At 74.4% G+C, this 16,815-nt stretch carries 14 protein-coding genes; 10 read left to right on the forward strand and 4 right to left on the reverse strand.

Annotated elements, in window-relative coordinates:
- Positions 1–160: 160 nt before the first annotated feature.
- Together OP18_RS47180 and OP18_RS47185 are read right to left on the reverse strand one after the other, a co-directional pair.
- Positions 161–2,836: a winged helix-turn-helix domain-containing protein gene (locus OP18_RS47180; RefSeq protein WP_341483932.1), complete on the reverse strand. Its 2,676-nt coding sequence runs from the start codon at positions 2,834–2,836 to the stop codon at positions 161–163.
- A 67-nt stretch (positions 2,837–2,903) separates the two neighbouring features.
- Entirely contained in the window at positions 2,904–3,788 is an 885-nt protein-coding gene (locus OP18_RS47185) for a formylglycine-generating enzyme family protein (protein ID WP_033366866.1), read from the reverse strand.
- A gap of 494 nt (positions 3,789–4,282) precedes the next feature.
- Between OP18_RS47185 and OP18_RS54160 the strand changes: the two genes are divergently transcribed.
- Positions 4,283–5,101, forward strand: a complete 819-nt coding sequence (locus OP18_RS54160; RefSeq protein WP_052388424.1) for a DUF7144 family membrane protein — start codon at positions 4,283–4,285, stop codon at positions 5,099–5,101.
- A 183-nt stretch (positions 5,102–5,284) separates the two neighbouring features.
- Here OP18_RS54160 and OP18_RS58325 read toward each other — a convergent pair whose 3' ends face one another.
- Both OP18_RS58325 and OP18_RS47200 read right to left on the reverse strand, forming a co-directional pair.
- Positions 5,285–5,575 (reverse strand): hypothetical protein, encoded by a 291-nt coding sequence (locus OP18_RS58325; RefSeq protein ID WP_156090292.1) that lies wholly within the window; start codon positions 5,573–5,575, stop codon positions 5,285–5,287.
- 201 nt (positions 5,576–5,776) lie between these two features.
- On the reverse strand, positions 5,777–6,418 hold the full coding sequence (locus OP18_RS47200; RefSeq protein ID WP_033366842.1) for a hypothetical protein: 642 nt from the start codon (positions 6,416–6,418) through the stop codon (positions 5,777–5,779).
- A 321-nt stretch (positions 6,419–6,739) separates the two neighbouring features.
- Here OP18_RS47200 and OP18_RS54165 point away from each other — a divergent pair, with 321 nt between their 5' ends.
- From OP18_RS54165 to lepB, 9 genes are all read left to right on the forward strand, one after another.
- The gene (locus OP18_RS54165; RefSeq protein WP_052388425.1) at positions 6,740–9,871 is read left to right on the forward strand and encodes a winged helix-turn-helix domain-containing protein; all 3,132 of its coding nucleotides are present in this window, start codon (positions 6,740–6,742) and stop codon (positions 9,869–9,871) included.
- Entirely contained in the window at positions 9,871–10,308 is a 438-nt protein-coding gene (locus OP18_RS47210) for a hypothetical protein (protein ID WP_156090293.1), read from the forward strand. Before OP18_RS54165 ends, OP18_RS47210 begins: the two co-directional genes overlap by 1 nt.
- Positions 10,301–11,146 carry a hypothetical protein gene (locus tag OP18_RS47215; RefSeq protein WP_033366846.1) on the forward strand — a complete coding sequence of 282 codons (846 nt, stop codon included), beginning with the start codon at positions 10,301–10,303 and terminating at the stop codon, positions 11,144–11,146. The genes OP18_RS47210 and OP18_RS47215 overlap by 8 nt, the downstream gene beginning before the upstream one ends.
- A gap of 13 nt (positions 11,147–11,159) precedes the next feature.
- Positions 11,160–12,713 carry a hypothetical protein gene (locus OP18_RS47220; RefSeq protein ID WP_033366848.1) on the forward strand — a complete coding sequence of 518 codons (1,554 nt, stop codon included), beginning with the start codon at positions 11,160–11,162 and terminating at the stop codon, positions 12,711–12,713.
- Between the two features lie 27 nt (positions 12,714–12,740).
- The gene (locus tag OP18_RS47225; RefSeq protein WP_052388426.1) at positions 12,741–14,423 is read left to right on the forward strand and encodes a potassium channel family protein; all 1,683 of its coding nucleotides are present in this window, start codon (positions 12,741–12,743) and stop codon (positions 14,421–14,423) included.
- A gap of 54 nt (positions 14,424–14,477) precedes the next feature.
- On the forward strand, positions 14,478–14,996 hold the full coding sequence (locus tag OP18_RS47230) for a carboxymuconolactone decarboxylase family protein (protein ID WP_033366851.1): 519 nt from the start codon (positions 14,478–14,480) through the stop codon (positions 14,994–14,996).
- Between the two features lie 306 nt (positions 14,997–15,302).
- The gene (locus OP18_RS60095) at positions 15,303–15,530 is read left to right on the forward strand and encodes a hypothetical protein (protein WP_211273897.1); all 228 of its coding nucleotides are present in this window, start codon (positions 15,303–15,305) and stop codon (positions 15,528–15,530) included.
- Positions 15,531–15,553: 23 nt separating this feature from the next.
- A complete protein-coding gene (locus tag OP18_RS47240; protein WP_033366853.1) occupies positions 15,554–15,886 on the forward strand; it encodes a PadR family transcriptional regulator in 333 nt (110 codons plus the stop codon).
- The gene (gene lepB, locus OP18_RS54170) at positions 15,883–16,614 is read left to right on the forward strand and encodes a signal peptidase I (protein ID WP_052388427.1); all 732 of its coding nucleotides are present in this window, start codon (positions 15,883–15,885) and stop codon (positions 16,612–16,614) included. The genes OP18_RS47240 and lepB overlap by 4 nt, the downstream gene beginning before the upstream one ends.
- The last annotated feature ends 201 nt before the right edge of the window (positions 16,615–16,815 follow it).

Genomic DNA, 16,815 nt, shown 5'->3' on the forward strand with positions numbered 1-16,815 from the left:
CATGGCCCGACGGTCCACTCTGGACACGCTGTCCACCCTGTCCACGCTGGACACGCTGGACACGCTGGACACGCTGGACACGCTGGACACGCTGGACACGGCACAAAGCGGCGGCCCCCGGGATGTCCCGGGGGCCGCCGCTGTCCGTCCTGCGAACCGCTCAGAGCAGGTTCAGTTCGCGGGCCCGTTCGATCACCTCTCGCCGCCTGCCGACCCCCAGCTTGCGGTAGATGTTCTTCATGTGCGTCTTCACCGTGTTGACGGACACGTAGAGCATCGAGGCGATCTCGCCCGCGGACAGCGTGCCCTGCAGGTACCGCAGGACGGCCAGCTCGCGTTCGGTGAGCGGCTCGGCCAGCTCGCCCGCCACGGCGGCCGGGCGGCCGAAGCCGTTGAGCTCGGCGGCGATGTCCTCGGCGACGCCGCGGTAGCCGCTGCCCGCCGGCAGGTAGGTCACCAGCAGCTCCCGGACGGGCTGCCCGCCCGCCACGAACGGCCACCGGATGCCCTCGTCCTCGGCGCAGCGCAGCGCCTGCTCGAGGGCCCGTCCCGCCTTTGAGCGGTCGCCGAGCGCGCGCAGCGCCCGGGCGCAGGTGAGGTTGGCGTCGACCGTCCACACCAGCGATCCGGTGGTGTACTCCAGGAACGGCTGGACCGCGCCGAGCGCCGCCGCCGGGCGCCGCTCGGCGAGGTGCGCCTTCGCGCGCACGACCCCGAGCCACGGCGTGAGCAGCTCCACCGGCTCCAGGTTGAGCAGCCGCTTCGCCGCCTCCACGTCGCCGGCGGCGAGCCGCAGCTCGGCCTCGGCGAGCGTGACGCAGTGCTGCAGCCGCAGCGTGTACCGCCAGTCCGCGAGCTGCCGGCGGATCGCGGCGAGCTCGGTGCAGGCGGCCCTGGCGTCGCCGGCCGCGGCCCTGATGTGCGCCCGGGACATCGTCGCGACCGCGACCAGGCCCGGGTCGGCGAGGCCGCCGCCGTCCAGCGCCCGGTCCAGGTAGTGCTCGGCCGCCGGCACCCGGGCCTGCAGGTAGCAGACCTCGGCGACGGTCAGCTGGGCCCAGACCACGTCGCTGCCCTGGGTCTGTCCCTCGCGGTCGGCGAGGGCCAGGGCCTCCTTGCCGTAGCGCATCGCCGCGGTGAGCCGTCCCCGGGTCGCGTTGAGCTGCGCGAGCTGGCGCAGCGCGGCCAGCTGGGACTGCACGCCGCCGCATCGGCGGGCCAGGTTGAGCGCCTCGGTGAGGGCCAGCTCGGCCGCGGTCAGGTCGCCCTGCAGGAGCCGGGCGCCGCCGACGGCGACGAGCGCGAGGGCCCGCATCCGCGCGGTGTCCTGGTCGTCGAGGCCCATGTCGTCGCGCAGCAGCATCGGCGCGGTGGCCAGGATCAGCTCGGGCTTGCCCGACTGGTGCGCCTCGGCCATGCGGAAGCTGTCGACGATGGGCCGCAGCGCCACCCGGGCCGACTCGACCAGCGTGTGCTGGGACCGGTCGACCAGGTGCAGGAACGTCTCGGTGCCCTGCGGGTCGCTGGCGTCCAGACGCTCGGCCGCGAACGCCAGGGCGAGCCGCGGGTCGTTGCGGACCTCCTGCGGCGGCGGCGGGACCAGCTCCTTGATGGTCCGCAGCCGCGCCCCCGGCACCAGCTCCTGCCAGCTCGACGCCAGCAGGTCCGAGGCCTGGCCCCAGTTGCGGGCGGCGAGCGCGTGCCGCAGCGCGTCGGCCGGCAGGTCGTGCGCGGCGAACCAGTCCGCGGCCCGCCGGTGCAGCTGGCGCACCTGTTCGGGCCGGCGGTGGCGCAGCTCGTCGTAGAGCATGAGCCCGAACAGCGGGTGGCACCGGTACATGCCGGCGTTGCCGCTGCCCTGCACCACGAACAGGTTCGAGTGCTCCAGCTGCGCCAGGATCCGCGCGCCGTCGACCCGGCCCGTCAGGGCCTCCACCAGCTCGGCGCTGACCTGGTCGAGCACCGAGGTGCAGAGGACGACCTCGCGGATGTCCTCCGGCAGGGTGTCGAAGACCTCGCCGACGAGGTACTCGCCGAGCGCCCGGTCCTGCAGCGCGAAGCGCGGCACCAGACTGTCGGGCTCCGGGTGGCCCTGCACGGCGAGCGCGGCGAGTCGCAGTCCCGCCGCCCAGCCGCGCATCACCGCGTGCAACTCGACCAGTGCGGCCTCGGCGAGCCGGACACCGTGCGCGTTGAGCATCTGCGCGGTCTCGTCAAGGGTGAAGCCGAGCGTCCCGTTGCGCAGCTCGGCGAGCGCGCCGCGGATGCGGAACCGGTACAGGGTGAGCGCCGGGTCGGTCCGGCAGGCGATGACGAGACGCAGGCGGTCACCCGCCTGGGAAAGCAGCGTCTCGAGCTCCCCCCACACGCGCGGGACGGACAGCTCCTGCAGGTCGTCGAGGATGACGACGACCGGTGGGCCCGGCCGGCGCAGCAGCACGATCAGCTCGTCCAGCGCCTCGCCACCGTCGGTGGGTGCCGAGGTGACCTGGTGCTCCGCGGTCGCCGCCGCCACCGCACCCAGCACGTGTTCCCAAAAGCGTGGGCCGTGGTGCGCCTCGACCGTCAACCACGCCAGCGGCCAGGACACCCGCCCCGCCGCGACCCACTCGGCCAGCAGGGTGGTCTTGCCCCACCCCGCCGGAGCGGAGATCAATGTCAAAGGCCCCGCCACCGCCCGATCCAATGCGTCCAGAAGACGTGGTCGTGGCACGTGATAGCGGGGCGGCTCGGGCACTGCGAAGTGCAGTGCGGGACGGGTGATGGTGTCAACAAGCGATTTCTGCCCCAACGTTTTTCGCCCCCTCCCACCCACCGCAGCACGGCGGATGACCACGGGATTGTGGGGCGATTAAAGGTGAGGACGCCTCACCCGTAGGGGGTGAACAAATGACTGTGCGTACTCACCCGAGGCGACGCACGCAGCGGAACCCGACGTGGCAGCTGCCGTTGTCGACCGCCTCCGGCTGCCGCGCCGCCGGGCGGAACCGGTGGTCGTAGCCGGTGGAGCACAGGTAGGAGCCGCCCTTGACGACCCGGCTGGCATAGACGGCCGCCCCTGCCGGGGTGTCGACGCGCGGGTTGTCCGCGACCTCACCCTGCGGTTGCAGCGGATCGTCACCCACCTCGAACCTGGCGTTGCCGGACCGGTAGTAGTCCGACGTCCACTCCCATACGTTACCGACCACGTCGAAGAGGCCGTACGCGTTGGGGGCGAACGCACCGACGGGGCTGGTGCCGTGGCCGCCGTCGCTGCGGTCGAGCCACGGGAAGATGCCGTGCCAGATGTTGGCCCGCCCCGGCTCGGGTTCGTCACCCCACGGGTAGACGGCCTGCTCGAGACCGCCGCGGGCGGCGAACTCCCACTCCGCCTCGGTCGGCAGGTCCTTGCCGGCCCAGCGGGCGTACGCGGCGGCGTCCTCGTAGGCGACGTGCACCACCGGGTGCGCGGACTTCCCCCGGATGTCGGAATCCGGGCCCCACGGATGTCGCCAGGACGCGCCGGGGCGGAACTCCCACCACACCCGCCAGTCCCGCAGCGGCACCGGCCCCGGCGGCTGCACGAACACCATCGAGCCGGGCTGCGCGCCGTCGTCGGCGTCCGAGCCGGGCCGGCGCTCGGCCACCGTCTCGTAGCCGGTCTCCTGCACGAACAGGGCGAATTCGGCGTTCGTCACGGGATGCGAGTCGATCCAGAAGGGGTCGACGGTGACCTTGCGCACCGGCGCCTCTTCCGGATAGAAGCCGTCCGCACCCATGGCAAAGGTGCCACCAGGTATCCAGGCCATCTCCACGACCGCATTGTGCTGGCGCCGCCGGGTGAGAAGTCCTCACCCTGTGCGGGTGACGGCCGCTCCATCGACGGCCGCCACCACCGGCGGCACCTGGACGGTGGCCTGGCGGCGCTGCCGCCGGACGGCGGACGTCCAGCTGGAGGCCAGGTGGCCGGCCGGTGGGCGGCCCGGCCGGCCGCCGCCAGGCGGCGCGGCCGCGGGCGGTCGGCGCGGCGGCCGGCGGCGGCCGGTCACGGCAACTCACACGACCAGGGTGATGCCCGGTCATCCGGATGCGCCGAACGATCGCTTCCAAAAGCACCGGTTCGCAATTGTTTGCGCAAGGGAGGGAGGTCGCCACACGAGCTTCGCCGGATCCGGCCGCGGCGCCTCCTCTCTTGTCCGCCGCGGCCGGACGACGAACCTGCTCCCAGGGTCAGACCTGCCAACTGTGCCGAAACCGCCTCCTGCCGGTGTCCCGCTCGTGCAGAGGAAGGAACACAGAGGCCATGACCAAGAGCAGAACCGTGTGGTTCGGCTGGGTCACCTTCGCGGCCGTGATGCTCGTCGTGCTCGGGCTCCTCAACGTGCTCGAAGGACTCGTCGCGCTGCTGCAGAACCAGGTGGCGTTCATCGACGGCGACAGTCTGGTCGTCGTCAACCTGACCGGCTGGGGCATCCTCATGCTGGCCTTCGGCGGCCTGTTGCTGGCCGCCGGGATCGGGCTGCTGGCCCGCAACACCGTCGCCCGGGTGGCGGCCATCGTCATCGTGGCGCTGCACGCGCTGATCCAGGTCGGCACGCTCGGCGCGTACCCGGTGTGGTCGCTGCTGATGATCTCGCTCAGCGTGGTGGTCCTGTTCGCGCTCACGGTGCACTGGGACGACTCGCTGGAGCCGGCCGCCACGCCGATGACGACCGGCACCCACCGGGCGGACCGGGAGCAGCCGCGGGAGTTCCAGCCGGCGGCCGACTACCGCGGCTACGGCAGCGGCATCCCGATGAACTCGCCGACCTCGCCGAGCCACACCGGCGCGCGCGCGGCCGACGCGCCGTCGTACGGCACCGGGCCGACGTCGGGCACCGGCGCCGGGGCGAACGTCGGGCCGTACCCGCCCGGCGGGCCGTACACGGCGGGCCGGCCGGGTGCGACGTCCCGGCCGAACGAGGGCGCGCACGCCGCCGAGCAGCCGTCGGGCCGCCACGGTGACGTGTCCGCGTCCGGGGAGGCGCCGCAGCCGCCCAGGTACGGCGACACCGACCGGTGGGCCGACCCGCACCGCCGAGGCGCGCACGCGGCACCGACCTCGGACCACGGCATCATCTGACCGCCGGGGAACCGCGCGGTCCGTGGGGTACACAGAAAGATAAAGAACAACAGCGAAGGTGGCTGCCCCCGTGGCAGCCACCTTCGTCGTGCTCTTTTCCGGATCGCGTCCGCCGGCGGAGACGCTTGAGGCGCCGACGCGGGCCTGGGAGCGCGTCGGCGCCTCTCGCGCCGTCTTCGGTGTTCAGACGCCTGTGGTGACTTGCGATGGGTGGGCGGCCTCCTCCGGATCAGCCGCCCACCCATCGGCTCCCGCCGCCCTCGCTGAAGAGCGCCCGGTGCGCAGGATGCGGGCCGTGTCCACCGCTCCTCCTGCCCCGTTGAGTACCCCCTGCTCAACGGTGTTCACCTGACGCCCCAGCTGGGCCGTCACGTCGGGGACCACCGACGACGTGACGCCCGCGGCTGGCGGGAACGGGCGGACCATCGTGGATGGTGCAGCAGTCACCATCAGGGCCGCCCGCAGTTCGTTCATGGCAAGAATCCTGCTGGCTGTCAGAGTGATGCGTCCTCACCCCGGCGGGGTGATCGGCCAGCGGGCGTTTCGTCACTCCGCACGGGTGGCGCCGGGCACCGTCCGGCGGCGGGAGGGCCGCCCGCCCGGCCGGGTGGCGGAAAGGGCGGTGCCCGGTGTCCATCGTGGACACCGGGCACCGGGACGGGGCAGTACGTCGCTTCAGGCGTTGGGCAGGTTGGCCATCTCCTTCTCCGCGGTCTCGACTTCCGCGGTCAGCTTCGCGTGCTGCTCGGACAGGGCGTCCAGCAGCTTCTTCGTGGTCTGCAGGCTGTCGGTGCCGATCGACCGGGTCGTGGCGAGCAGGTTCTCGGCCGCCTCGCGCTGCCGTTGCCGCCGGGCGTCCCACTGCATGCGGCGGGCCTGCTCGGCGCGGGCCTCCTCGGCGCGGCGCTGCGCGAGCGCGGTCTGGAAGTCGCGGATCGCGTCCTCGGCGTGCTTGCGGGCGTCGGCGAGCATGGCCTCGGCCGCGGTACGGGCGTTGTCCAGCTCCTCGGCGGCCTGCTGGCGCAGCGCGTCCGCCTCCTGCTCGGCCAGCTCGATCATCTTCTGGATGCGGCCGCCGACGGCCTTGGAGCTCTCGTCGTTGCACGTACACTGGCGCAGTTCGGTGTTGAGCCGCTCGACCCGGCCCGCGAGCTGCTGCTCGCGGTAGCGCGCCGAGGCGAGTTCCGTCTCCACCGTGGTAAGCCGCATCTGCAAGGTGGCGACGTACCGGTCGACCTGGGCACGGTGGTAGCCCCTGAGGCTCAGCTCGAACCCGTTTTCGCCGCGGAGCTCGATCTCGCCGACAAGCGCGCTCATCCTGGCTCATCCTCTCCCCCGCCCACCGACGCGGCGGGCGATAGCGGGAACGCTGCCGATGACTGTGGTGACCGCGCGTCATCCGTTCCGGGTGAGCGTCCTGCGCCTGGCGCGCCGGTGCAGCGATGTCGATGGAACCCTTGCCACACAAGGCAAACAGCCTCCTGCGCACCGGGAAGACCACCCAGGCAGGGTGAGGCCCTCCTGCTGCGGGCGGTGCTTTGCTCGTCACGTTTGGCGAGGTATGAAATCGGGGGGCACCGAGTGTCGCAAGCGCTGGTACAGCATGATCGCCGTGGAACGGCCCCGTCGACGTTGGCGGTGCCGGATCTCCCGCCCGGATACGTGCTGCGCGAGCGGGTCGTCGCGCAGCTGGACGCCGCGGTGCGGGCGCCGCTGACGCTGGTGACCGCGCCCGCCGGCTGGGGCAAGACCGCGGCGCTGGTCGCGTGGGCCCGCACCGCGCGTATCGGCGACGAGATGCCGGTGGTGCGCTGGGTGACCTCGCACTCGCCGGACGGCGCCGACGTGCCCGGCCGGCTGCGCGGCGCCCTGTCGTCCGGCGACGCGAAGGGCGACTCCTACGCCGACGACCTGCCGCGGGTCGTCGACGCGCTGGAGCGCCCGCACATCGTGGTCGTCGACGACGTGCGCGAGATCAGCGACGAGACCGCCCTCAGCGAGCTGGAGGCCCTCGTCCGCCACGGCATGGGCCGCCTGCACCTGGTGCTGTCCTGCCGCCGGGACCCGGCGCTGCCGCTGTACCGGTGGCGGGTCAACGGCTCGCTGACCGAGGTGCGCACCAGCGACCTGTCGCTGACCATCGCCGAGACCGCGCAGCTGCTCGCCGCCCACGACGTGACACTGCCCGGCAGCACCCTGTACGAGCTGCACTCGATGACCGAGGGCTGGCCGGCCGGGGTGCGGCTGGCCGCGATGGCGATGCGCGGGCACCCGGAGCCGGAGCGGGTCCTCGACGACGGCGGCCCCTACAGCACCGCCGTCGGCGACTACCTCACCGGCGAGGTCATCGAGACGCTGCCCGCGGACACCCGCCGGCTGCTGTTCGACACCGCGGTCGCGACCCGGCTCAACGCCGGCCTCGTCGAGGCGATCACCGGCCGCGACGACGGCGCGCGGGTCCTGGCCGAGCTCAAGGGCTCCAACGCGTTCCTGACCCGCAACGCCGGCCCCGGCGGCTGGTACCGCTTCCACCCGCTCTTCGCCCGGACGCTGCACTCCGAGCTGCTGCGCCGCAACCCGGAACGGGTCGCGGAGCTGCACCGCCGAGCGGCGGCGTGGCACGCGACGTACGGCATCCCGGCCGAGGCGATGCGCCACGCGCTGCTCGCCGAGGACTGGCCGGGCGCGGTCGAGACCCTGGAGCGGCACTGGCCCGACATCGTCGGCGGGGTCCGCTACGACCGCCCGCACGAGGCGGCGCCGAACGCGCCGGCCGGCGACGAACACACCGACCCGCGGCTGGCCCTGGCCTTCGCCGCGGAGCGCCTGCGGGTCGGCGACCTGGAGGGCACCCGCGACTTCCTGCGCCGCAGCCACCGCGCCGCGGACGAGGTCCCGACCGCCACCACCACCGGCACGACGGCCTCCGGCGGCGCCACGGCCCCCGGCACCACGCCCCCCGGCGGTGGCGCGGCTCCCGGCAGCGGCCACGGCCCCGCCGGCGCCAAGGCGGCCGTGAACGGCCCGATCGGCGCCCCGGCGAGCGGCAACGGCCCGGCGAGCGGCCCGGCGAGCGGCCCGGCGAGCGCCCCGGCGAGCGCCCCGGCGAGCGCCCCGGCGAGCGGCAACGGCCCGATCGGCGGGAGCGGCCCGGTCGGCATGGGCAACGTACCCGGCGTCATGTCGCGGTCCGGCCCGCAGAACGGGCCCGCCCACTACGGACCGGGCGGCCAGAACGGCCCCGCCACGCAGCACGTCGCCGGCACCCCCGGCACGTCGCACGGGCCGAGCCAGCAGCACAGCCAGCAGCACAGCCAGCAGCACAGCCAGCAGCACAGCCAGCAGCACAGCCAGCAGAACGGCTCGGCCGCGGCCGCCATGCCCGCGACCGGCGGCGCGACGGCGGTCATGACCGCTCCCGCCCCGGCCGGCGCCCAGGCCGTCCCCAGTGGACAGTCCAGCGCCGGGCAGCAGGCCAAGGAGCAGGTCAGGGTCAGCCCCAGGATGGTGGCCGGCCTCGCCGCCGCCGAGGCGCGACTGGCCGGCGACCCGCGCCGGACCCTCGCGGTCCTCGCCGAGCTCAACCGGCCCGACGAGCAGAACGACGAGGTCCGCGCACTGTCCATGCTGGACGAGGGCGAGGCCCGGCTGCGGCTGGGTGAGCTCGCCGCCGCCGGCACGCCGCTGCACGGCGCGCTCGTGCTCGCCCAGCGCACCGGCATGGCGCAGGCGCAGGTGTGCGCGGCGGCCCAGCTGTCGGTGCTGGAGGCCGCCCGCGGCAGGCTGCGGGCCTCGGCCCGGCTCGGCCGCCAGGCCCTGGTGACCGCGGACCGGTTCGGCATCACCGACGCCACCGACCTCGGCTGGGTCCGGATGGCCCTGGCCGGCGTGTACGGCGAGTGGGACCGCATCGCGGAGGCCGACCGCCTGCTGGACGAGGGTCTCGACCTCGCCGCCGGCGACCCCGACCTGCTCGTCGCGATCGCCACGGTGCGGGCGCGGCTGCGCCACGGCGCCGGCCGGCTCGCCGCGGCCCTGGAGGTCCTGCACACCGCCCGCCGCGAGCTCGGCGGGGCGACGCTGGCGCCGAGCGTGGAGCGGGCCCTCGCGCTGACGGAGGCCGAGCTGCGCATCAGTGGCGGCGATCTCGGCGCGGCGCGCCGGCTCGTCGCGACGGGCGGCGACCCGGACGTGTACCCGGGTTGGGCCGCCTGCGTCGACGCGGCGGCGGCGCTGGTCGAGGGCAAGGCGGCCGCCGCCGCGTCGACCGCACAGCAGTACGCGACCCCGTCGGTGGACACGTCGCTGACGTGGACCGTGCACGCCGCGATCCTGACGGCCCTCGCCGGCCGGGCGCTCGGCGACCGCAACCGGGTCCTGCGCGGCCTTGAGGTGGCCCTCGACATCGCCGAGGAGGAGAGCTTCCGGCGGCCGTTCCTCGTCGGCGGGCACCCGGTGCGGGACCTGCTGGCCAACTTCGCGCCGCTGCTGCCCGTGTACCACCCGCTCGCCGCCGAGCTGGCCGCCGGGTCCTCACCCCTCGCGGGCGGCGGGCGCGGCGCCGACGGCAGCCTCGTCGAGCCGCTCACCGAGCGGGAGCTGACGGTGCTGCGGTACCTGCAGGGCACGATGTCCAACCTGGAGATCGCCTCGACGCTGTACGTGTCGGTCAACACGGTGAAGACCCACGTGAAGAACATCTACCGCAAGCTGCACGCCGGCCGCCGGCGCGAGGCCGTCGAGCGGGCGCGGGAACTGCGGCTGCTGTGATGCTGGTCCGGGCCGTCGACGAGGGACCCGGACCGGCCGCGGCGGCGACCCGCCGGTGCGTCTGGGGTGCGCTCGCCGCGTTCGTGGCGTGGCCGGTGCTCAACGTCGGCGGCGTCGCCCACCCGCAGGCCGCCGCCGTCGGCGTCGGGCTGCTGACGGTGCTGCCGCTGGCCGGGCCGGCGCTCGGGGTGGCCCTGGCCGCCGGGCTGGTGCTGGCCTCCGGTGAGCCGTTCGGGCCGCTGCTGGCGCTGGCCGGGGCGGCACTGGTCGCGCTGGTGGGGGTACCGGCGCAGCACCTGCCGCGGTGGGTCGGGCCGCTGCCGCTGCCGGCGCTCGCCGCGACTGTCGTGTTCGCCGGGGCCGCCGGCGGGCTGCCCGGGGTGCTGGCCGGGCTGCTGATCGCGAGCGCCTGTTCGACGCTGGCCCGGCGTGCTTGAGTACCTGCGCGGCCGGCGGACCGCGATCGTGCGGCGGCAGGCGGACCGTGCCCTGGAGCGGACCGTCGGCCGGGGGCTGGCCGGTTCCGCCGGGCAGCCGCGCAGCGGGCCGTACTGGCCGGCCGACAACTGGGTGTTCGTGGTCTACGCCGCGGCCCTCACCTGCGCGGCCGTGGTGGCGCTGGGCATCCGCTGGCTGGACGCGCCGGCGCCGGGCCGCACCGTCCTCGCCGCCGTCGCCGCGGCCGGGTTCCTGTTCGCCGGGCTGTACCTGGTGCGCACGCCGGCGCGGCGGGAAGTGGCGCTGCGGCAGTTCCTCACCGACCCGCGGGACCGGGTCGTGTTCGAGGAGGCGGCCGCGCACGCCGACCGGATCGTCCTGACCTGGCCGGCCCTGGAGCGTCTCGGCGACCCGACGGACCCGCACGACACCCTGGAGCGCACGCTGTGGGACCTCGCGCACGCCCTCGCCGAGCGGGGCGAGCTGCGCGCGTCGGTGCGGGAGCTGCGCGCGTCGGTGGGTGAGCCGATCGGCGCCGGGCTGCTGTTCGCCGCCGTCACGGACCGGCAGGCGGAGCTCACGCAGCGGCTCACCGAGGTCGACGCGGAGGTGAGCCGGCGGGCCGACCGGCTGCGCCACCTCGCCGGGCTGTGCCAGGGGTTCCTGGACCAGCGGGCCGCGCAGTCGCGGGCCCGGATACGGCTCGACGCCGCCGACGCGCTGCTCGGCTCCATCAATGCCCGCCCGAGCCGCGACCCGGAACCCGCCGAAACACTGACGGAACGCACGGAAACGGTACTAGCCGCATACCGCGAGCTGGCCGACGAGTTCGAGTAGCTACCCTGCCGGGGTGCTGAAAACCAGGCTGTCGACCGGACTGCTGACCGGGATCGGGATCGCGGTCGCGACCGTCGGGCTGTTCTTCGCGTACCTGCGGATGGCCTACGCGTTCCCGATCAACAGCGACGGCGCGAGCAACGCGCTGCAGGCCTGGGACATGTTCCACGGCAACCCGCTGCTGACCGGCTGGACGCTGTCGGACGTCGCGTTCTACCCGACCGAGCTGATCCAGTACGCGATGATCCAGGTCTTCACGGGCCCGACGGTGGACCAGATCCACATCGCGGCGGCGATCACGTACACGATGATCGTGCTGCTGTCGGCGGTCCTCGCGAAGGGGCGCGCGACCGGGCTGCAGGCCTGGCTGCGGGTCGGGGTGACGGTCGCGATCCTGCTCGTGCCGGTGCCCGGCACCGGCTACCAGACGCTGCTGTCCTCGCCGAACCACACCGGCTCGGCGGTGCCGCTGCTGCTGGCCTGGGGCGCGATCGACCGGATGCGCGACACGAAGGCCAAGCCGGTCGTGGTGGCGCTGCTGCTGGCCTGGGGCGCCTGGGGCGACCCGCTGGTCACGTTCGTCGGGGCGGTCCCGCTCGCGCTGGTGTGCCTGGTGCGGGCCTGGCGGCTGCCCGGGTCGTGGCGCGACCGGCTGCTCGGCACGGACTTCCAGCTCGCCGTCGCCGCCGGCGTCTCGGTGGTGCTGTCGCACGCCGCGACCTGGGGGCTGAAGGCGATCGGCGGCTACCACACGCCGAAGCCGCCGATCGAGCTGTCACCGTGGGACGAGTGGTTCGGCCGGGCGCACATGACGGCCCGGATGCTCGGCGTGCTGTTCGGCACCCACCGGCCCGGCTGGCAGTCGAAGTGGATCCAGCAGGGCGTGTCGTACCTGCACCTGATCGGGTTCCTGGTGGCCCTGGTCGCGGTCGTGATCGTGATCGTGCGTACGCTGCGCGGCACCGCCGACCGGGTCGACTCGATCATGGCGGTCGCGATCTGCTGCGACATCGGCGCGGAGATCGTCTCGACGCTGCCGGTGGACCTGATGGCGGCGCGGGAGATCTCGCCGGTGCTGCCGATGGCGGCGGTCCTCGCCGGCCGGATCGTCGGGCCGCGGCTGACGGTCCGCTGGCGGCAGGGTGTCCTCGTCGCGGTCCTGGCGCTGCTCACGCTCAACCTCGTCGCGTACGCGCCGCCGCGGGCCGAGCCGTCCGAGGGGCAGGTCGTCGCGGACTGGCTCGCCGAGCGGAACCTGACCTACGGCCTGGGCGGCTACTGGGTGTCGAACAACATCACCGTCACCACCCACCGGAAGGTGACGGTCGCGCCGGTCATCGGCGACGTCGACCGGGTGATCCCGATGTGCTGGCAGTCCAAGACCAGCATGTACGACGTCTCGCACGACGCCCGGTTCATCGTCTTCGAGAAGGACCGGCCGTTCTACGGCACCCCGGCACAGGCGGTGAAGATGTGGGGCGCGCCGAAGCAGCGGTTCGACACCGGCCGTTATGCCGTCATGGTGTACGACCGCAACCTGCTGGACGGTTTCCCGCCACCCTGCTGATAGTGCGCCGTCGATACGATCGGCGGTGTGCGCAGGTTCGTCGTCTGGGGTGACAACGCCCTCGCGCGGCGGCTGGTCGGCGAGCTGATCAACAGCTACGGCGCGCAGGTGACGGCGGTCGTGCCGTCGCTCAGCGCGCACCAGGCGCCGCAGATCGCGGAGCTCTGCGCGCTCGACCCCTGGTCGGCGGTCGTGCGGGAGCCGCGGCTGACCGCGGCCACGTTCTCCCGCCCCGAGCTCGCCGAGGCCGAGGCCGTCGCGTTCGTCGACGCCGACGACGTGGCCAACGTCGACGCGGCACTGATCGCCCGGGAGGCGCTGCCCGACGTCCGGGTCGTGCTGCGGATGTTCAACACGGTCCTCGGCGAGGGCGTCGCGTCGCGGCTGCGCAACTGCGCGGTGCTGTCGGCGTCGGAGATCGCCGCGCCCGCGTTCGTCGCCGCGGCGCGCGGCGACCACACCCCGACGGCGATCCGGTTGAGCGACGGCCAGCGGCTGGCGGCCGTGGAGCGGGCCACCGCCGACCCGGCCCACATCCGGTGCGGCCTGGCGGTGACGGGCGCCCCGGCCGGCGGCCCGGACCGTGACCCGGTCAGCCTCCCGGCCGACGACGGCGCCGCCGACCTGGTCCTGGTCAGCACCTACGACCGTCCCCGCCCGGCGCCGCGGCGGGTCCGCCGGCACCCGCTGCGCATGACCCGGCTCGTGCTGCAGGGCGGGCTGCGCCGGGTCCTGGCCGGCGTCGCGGCGCTGATCGCGACCGGCACCGTCGTCGTCGCCACGGTCAAGGATCTCAGCCCCTGGCGCGCCCTGTACGTCACCGTGCTCACCACCCTCGGCGGCGCCAACGCCGACCTCGAGGCGTCCCGGACCCGCCAGGCCGTGGACCTGGCGCTGGTCGTCGCCGGCGTCGCGGTCATCCCGGCGGTCACCGCCGCCGTGGTCAACACCCTGGTCAAAGCCCGGCTGAAGGCCGCCGCCGGCGGGCTGGCGGTGCCGGTCGGCGACCACGTGATCGTGGTCGGCCTCGGCAACGTCGGCGCGCGTGTCGTGCAAGGCCTGCACGACCAGGGCATCGACGTGGTCGCCGTGGACCGCTCCGGCGCGGCGCGCGGCGTCGCCGTCGCCCGCGGGCTCGGCATCCCGGTGATCCTCGGCGACGCGCGGGACCCCGAGACCCTCCAGGCCGCGTCGGTCGCCACCGCCCGCTGCCTGGTCATGGTCACCACCGACGACGTCACGAACCTGGAGGCGGCGCTGCTGGCCCGCGCGTCGCGGCCCGACCTGCGGGTCGTGCTGCGCCTCTTCGACGAGGACTTCGCCCGCCGGATCAAGACCGCGTTCGGCCTCAACCACTCCCGCAGCGTGTCCTACCTGGCCGCGCCCGCGTTCGCCGCGTCCATGGTCGGCAGCGAGGTCGTCGACACGATCCCGGTCGGCCGGCGGGTCCTGCTCGTCGCCGAGGTCCGGGTCGGCGCCCGCTCCCGGCTGGAGGACCGGCACTTCCACGAGGTCAGCGTCCCCGGCGAGCTGCGGCTCGTCGCGGTGCGGACCGGCCGGCGCTCCGCTCTCGGCGAGGGCGTGCAGACGTTCTGGTACCCGGAGCGCAGCCGCGGCCGCACCCTCGACCGGGCGCACACGATGGTGGTGGTCGCGACCCGCGCCGGCCTGGTGTCGCTGCTGGAACGGGCCGCCGAACGCCCGGGCTAGCCCGCCGCGGCCGGTACTCCCCGCGCCGCCCCGCCCCGGGCCTATCCTGCGTCCATGACGTACCTGCGAATCCCCGGCGACGCGGACGGCGCCACCAACTACGAGCGGGTCTTCACCCTGGCGCCAGACGTCTACCAGCACTGGGGGGCCCTCGCCCAGTCGGTGAAGGCCGGCATGGACCTGCGCCGCTACGAGCTGGTGACCCTGGTCGCGGCCCGCCGCATCGGCGCCTCCTACTGCAGCCTCGCGCACGCCGGCGTCCTGCGCGCCCGCTTCTACGACGACGCGACCCTGCAGGCGATCGCCACCGACTGGCACGACGCCGGGCTCGACCCGGTCGACGTCGCGGTCATGGACTTCGCCGACCTCGTCGCCACCGACCCGGGCCGGGTCACCGCCGCCGACACCGACGCGCTGCGCGCCCACGGGCTGTCCGAGCAGGACATCATGCACGTGATCCTGGCCGTCCAGATCCGCCGCTTCTTCGGCGGTGTCCTGCAGGCCACCGGCGCCGAGCCCGACCGGAATCTGTTCGACGCGCTCAGCCCGCAGCTGGGAGCATTGCTCGCGTGAATCCGCGGCGGTACGGGGCCATCGACGTCGACTATCCGGAGACCGGCGGCGCCCGGGGCGCCCTGGTCCTCGCCGGCGAGCCGGCGTTCCGCACGCTGCTCGATGAGCGCGTCGCCTGGCTCGACGAGGTCGCCCCGTACGAGCCCGGCGCTTTCTACAAGCGTGAGCTGCCGGCGGTGCACGCCCTGCTGGACCCGCTGCCGCCCCTCGACCTGCTCATCGTCGACGGCTACGTCGACCTCGACCCGGCCGGCCGGCCCGGTCTGGGCGCGCACGTGCACGACGCTCGGCATCCCCGTCATCGGGGTGGCGAAGACCGCGTTCCTGAGCGCCACTCACGCGGTGCCCGTGCGCCGCGGCGGCGCCGCGCGCCCCCTCTTCGTCACCGCCGCCGGCGTGCCCCTGGCCGACGCGGCCGCCCTGGTCGCGGCGATGGCCGGCGAGTTCCGCCTGCCCGACGCGCTGCGCCGGGTCGACGCGCTGGCCCGCGCCCGGGCCGCGCCGTCGACGCCCGCGGGGCCTTCCGCCACATAGTCTTCATATGTAGAGTTTGACGTATGCCGAGGTTGCCGCATACGTCGCCACAGACGCTGCTCGTCTTCGAGACCCTGCTCGCCGCGCCCGACGCGTGGCGGTACGGGTATGACCTCAGCCGGGAGACCGGTCTGGCGTCCGGTTCGCTGTACCCGATCCTGATGCGGCTGGCGGAGGGGTCGTTGCTGGAGACCCGGTGGGAGCCGGCGGAGCAGCCGGGCCGCCCGCCGCGGCACCTGTACCGGCTGACCCCGGACGGTGCCGCGCTCGCCGCGGAACGGCTGGCCCGCCGGGCGGCCGCCGAGGCTGCCCGGGTCGCGCCTGCCGCGCGCCTCCGCCCGCGGGCCGCGTCGTGACCGCCGCCTCGCCCGGCGCCCCGGACCGGGAGCCGGCCGCGCAGTCGTCCCCCGCTGGATCGTCTCCCGCCGGGGCGCGGGACAGCTGTGCCGACGGCGCCGACGGTGACGGGACGGCGGTGCGGTGGGCGGCCCGGGCGGTCCTGACCGTGGCCCTGGCCGGCAGCCGCAGCCCGTGGGGCGCCGCCGTCGTCGCCGAGCTCGACCAGGTGACCGGCACGCGGGCGGTGCTGCGCTGGACGGCCGGCGGGTTGCGGGTGGCGTGGCGGGAGCGGCGGGGGGTGCGCCGTACCGTCGCCGCCGCCCTCGTCGTGGCGGGCCTGTGCTCGACGTTCACGGTCCGCTACATCCCGTCGCCGTCGATGGCGCCGACCCTGGAGGTCACCGACCGCGCGCTGGTCGACCGGCTCACGTTCCGCTTCACGGGCGTCGACCGCGGCGACGTGGTGGTGCTGCGGGTGCCGACCGGGATGGGTGGCTGGTTCACCACCGTCGACCGGGTCATCGGGGTCGCCGGCGACACCGTCGACTGCGACGCGGGCCGGGTCCGCCGCGACGGTGTCCCGCTGGACGAGCCGTACACGCGCGGCGCCGCGACCGACTGCACGCCGGTGACGGTGCCGGACGGGATGCTCTATGTCCTCGGCGACAACCGGACGGTCGCCCGCGACTCCCGCCACTACGGCCCGCAGCCGGCCTCGAACGTCCAGGGCCGCGTCCTCGCGTGAGGTACCGCCGGTGGCACGTTTCCGGGATTCGACGCCTCCCGGCGGCGTCTACTGTGGTCTTCAACAGGGACAACGAAGCACATCGAATACCGGGGAGAAACCATGAGCGAGTGGGACAGCGGCGACCACGGCGACAACGGCCTGGACTACAGCCACGCTGAGGCCGGTCACGAGCAGGAGGCGCTGGACCAGCTGCACCAG

This window comes from Dactylosporangium aurantiacum (assembly GCF_000716715.1).
GTDB classification, from domain to species: domain Bacteria; phylum Actinomycetota; class Actinomycetes; order Mycobacteriales; family Micromonosporaceae; genus Dactylosporangium; species Dactylosporangium aurantiacum.

Coding starts and splice junctions, on each gene's coding strand:
- OP18_RS47185 (WP_033366866.1), bottom strand. CDS start 3,788: ATGGCCTGGATACCTGGTGGCACCTTTGCCATGGGTGCGGACGGCTTC.
- OP18_RS54160 (WP_052388424.1), top strand. CDS start 4,283: ATGACCAAGAGCAGAACCGTGTGGTTCGGCTGGGTCACCTTCGCGGCC.
- OP18_RS58325 (WP_156090292.1), bottom strand. CDS start 5,575: ATGAACGAACTGCGGGCGGCCCTGATGGTGACTGCTGCACCATCCACG.
- OP18_RS47200 (WP_033366842.1), bottom strand. CDS start 6,418: ATGAGCGCGCTTGTCGGCGAGATCGAGCTCCGCGGCGAAAACGGGTTC.
- OP18_RS47210 (WP_156090293.1), top strand. CDS start 9,871: ATGCTGGTCCGGGCCGTCGACGAGGGACCCGGACCGGCCGCGGCGGCG.
- OP18_RS47230 (WP_033366851.1), top strand. CDS start 14,478: ATGACGTACCTGCGAATCCCCGGCGACGCGGACGGCGCCACCAACTAC.
- OP18_RS47240 (WP_033366853.1), top strand. CDS start 15,554: ATGCCGAGGTTGCCGCATACGTCGCCACAGACGCTGCTCGTCTTCGAG.